2 protein-coding genes and 1 pseudogene are annotated in these 2,935 nt (G+C 64.8%); all 3 read right to left on the reverse strand.

The window, feature by feature from the left end; all coding sequences use genetic code 11:
- Window positions 1-333, reverse strand: a pseudogene (locus tag ACXJL8_RS38045) (hypothetical protein); the annotation flags it as partial.
- Between the two features lie 129 nt (window positions 334-462).
- Window positions 463-2,226, reverse strand: a complete 1,764-nt coding sequence (locus ACXJL8_RS38050; RefSeq protein WP_456617296.1) for a flavin-containing monooxygenase — start codon at window positions 2,224-2,226, stop codon at window positions 463-465.
- 78 nt (window positions 2,227-2,304) lie between these two features.
- Window positions 2,305-2,935, reverse strand: a 631-nt coding sequence (locus ACXJL8_RS38055; protein ID WP_456686707.1) for a DUF2855 family protein, incomplete at its 5' end; no start/stop codon positions are given.

The following is a 2,935-nucleotide window of genomic DNA, read 5'->3' on the forward strand; positions in this document are numbered from 1 at the left end:
CTTTTCGGGGATGCCGATCGTCAGCAGCACCTTGCCGTCGGTGGTGCATTTGCGCACCGTGTGGTCGCCGTCGTCGGTGCAATAGAGATTGTCGTCGGCGTCGATGTGCAGCCCGTGCGCGCGCGAGAACAGGCCTTCGCCAAAACTGCGCAAAAAATTGCCCTCGCGGTCGAGCACCACCATCGGATGGGCGCCGCGGTTGAAGACATAGACACGGTCCTTGCTGTCGACCGCGACCGAGGCGACGTCGGTGAGCTGCCAGCCGTCCGGCAACTTTGCGAAGTTTTCGACGACGCGGTAGCGGTGTTCGCCGGTGCCGAGAATGGCTGGCATTGGTATTCTCTCCTTCTGTCATTCCGGGGCACGCGAAGCGTGAACCCGGAATCCATTGTACGGCATATCGTGTGGATGGATGGATTCCGGGCTCGCGCCAAGTGGCGCGCCCCGGAATGACGGCTGTCCTTATGTCGGCCCCAAAATCCCTTCCTCGATCGCCTTGATCTGGAGCGCGAGATATTTCGAGTTGATCCGGCATTGCGCCAGGCTGCCGGCGATGAACCACAGGCCCGGCTGCTGCGTGCGCGCATACATGTTGCGCAGCTCGATGCCGTCGCCAAAGCCCCAGACCGGGCCGACGCGGTCGGCGACGCCGTCGCCGAACAGCTTTCGCACCAGATATTCCTGCGGCTTGTAGCCGGTCGAAAGCACGATGAGGTCGGCGGCGACGGTCGTGCCGTCCTTCATCCGCGCGCCCTCGGCGGCAAAGCCTTCGATGTCCGCGAACTGCCTCAGCTTGATCGCGCCTTCGGCGACGAGATTGGAGCAGCCGACGTTGAAATAGTAACCGCCGCCGCGGGTGAGGTATTTGAACTGCCAGCCGGTGCCGGCCTCGCCGAAGTCGAGCTTGAAGCCGACGCGCCGCAATCCGTCGAGCAGCTCCTTGTCGAGCTCCTTGGATTGCTCCGTCAGCATCACATGGGTCCTCTTCGCCAGCGGCGTCGGCATCGAGGTCGCGATCAAATCGTTGTCCTCGAGCGTGCCCTCATTATAGGTCGCGTAGGCCAGTTGCGCCGACGGCTCGATATTGGTGACCAGCGTCGGCGAGCGCTGCACCAGCGTCACCTCCGCGCCGCTGGAGTAGAGGTCCTGCGCGATGTCGTGGCCGCTGTTGCCGGTGCCGATGACGATCGCGCGCTTGTCCTGCCAGGTCTCGCCGTCCTGGTAGCGGCTCGAATGCAGCAGCGTGCCCTTGAAATTGTCGAGGGTCGGAATGGAGGGCATATTTGCGATGCCGCTGACGCCGGTCGCCATCACCACATGGCGCGGATGCATGGTGCGCGTGCCGCCGTCGGCCCACCGCAGCGTGACCGTCCAGTGGCCCTTCGCCTCGTCATACAAGCCGCCCTCGAACTCGGTGCCGGTCCAGAAATTCAGCTCCATGGCGTCGACATAGGCCTCGAACCAGTTGGCGAGCTTGTCCTTGGGAATATAGACCGGCCAGTTCGGCGGAAACGGCATGTAGGGCAGGTGATTGACCTGCACCTGGTTGTGCAGCGTGAGCGCATGGTAGCGCTTGCGCCAATTGTCGCCGACGCGCGTCTCGCGATCGACGATCAGCGTGTCGACCTTGAGCTGCTTCAGCCTTGCTGCGATGGCGAGGCCGGCCTGGCCGCCGCCGACCACCAGCACGGCCGGATCGCGATCGGCATAGTCGCGTGATGCGTTGCGCAGGTCGAGCCAGTTCGGCCCGCGAAAGTCGCGCGAATAGGCCTGTCCGCGCGGTCGCGACGTGCCGAGCTGTTCCTCGAAGCCCTTGAGCTCGTCGAGCGCGGTCAGCAGCGTCCACGCATTCAGTCGGTCGCCGTCGGCGGCATCGGGGACGAGCCGCAGGATGCCGCTGCCGCGGCCACTTCCCGTTTCGAAATCGAAGATCGCCTCGATCGTGTTGGTGCCGGCGCGCGTGACCCAGCGCGGCGGCGCGCGGTTCGGCGCAATCTTGAAATTGGCCGGCGCCGCCTTGGGCGCGAGCGCGGCCAACGCTTGCGCGACTGCATCGCGGCCGGCGATCGTTTGCAGGTTCCAGCTCAGCGCCAGCACATCGCGCCAGAAACATTCGGCAACGAAAAGGCGGTCGAGCGCATCGCGATCAGGCCTGCATAGCGTGCGCTCGAACTCGTCGAGCCAGGCCTGCGCGGATGCGGAGATATCCTTCGTCCTGTCCAGCATGCGCGACCTCATGGCCGTCTTCGCGGCGTTTCCTCTGAGGAGGAACGCTATACTGGATCAGCCCATGTCAAAAGCGCTTTACCCCAGCAGCGACAGCATGTGGCCCTGCTCAGGCGGAATGCGGCCCCTCAGCGTGTCGAGATAGACCTGCCGCACCGCGTCCGGCCCGCGGCTCTCGACCACGGTCAGGCATTTCTCCAGCAGCGGTGCAAAGCCCGACCATGCCGCGCCAAAACGCTGCTCGATGYCGCCCGGTCCCCATTCCCTGGCGCGCTTGCGGATCTGGTCGGGTGCGAAGAACCAGCGCGGCTTTGCACCGGGCAGTTCGCCCTCGTCAGCGTCGGTGGCGCGATGCGTCAATCCGACGCGCACCGAACAKTTCATCTGATCGCCGACATGCCGATGCAACGCCGCACGCAGTGCGCTGTTGCCGGCCATGTCGACGAAGGCTGCCGGTGCATCCGGCGGCAGCGATGTCACGCGATCATAGGTGACGACCTCGTCATAGCAGCCGAGCGACGTCACGAAGGCGGTGTTGCCCGCCGAGGTTAGCCCGATCACCTTGCGGCCGCGCGTGTGCAGGAGATGGGCAAGCCCGAACGCGGTCTTGCTGGAGGCGCTCGACAGCAGCACGGTGCGCGCGCCGAAATCGTCGTTTTCGGCGAGGAAATCGTCGACCAGGAACGACAGCATGAACAGCGGCCGCAGC

This window comes from Bradyrhizobium sp. P5_C11_2, assembly GCF_054049755.1.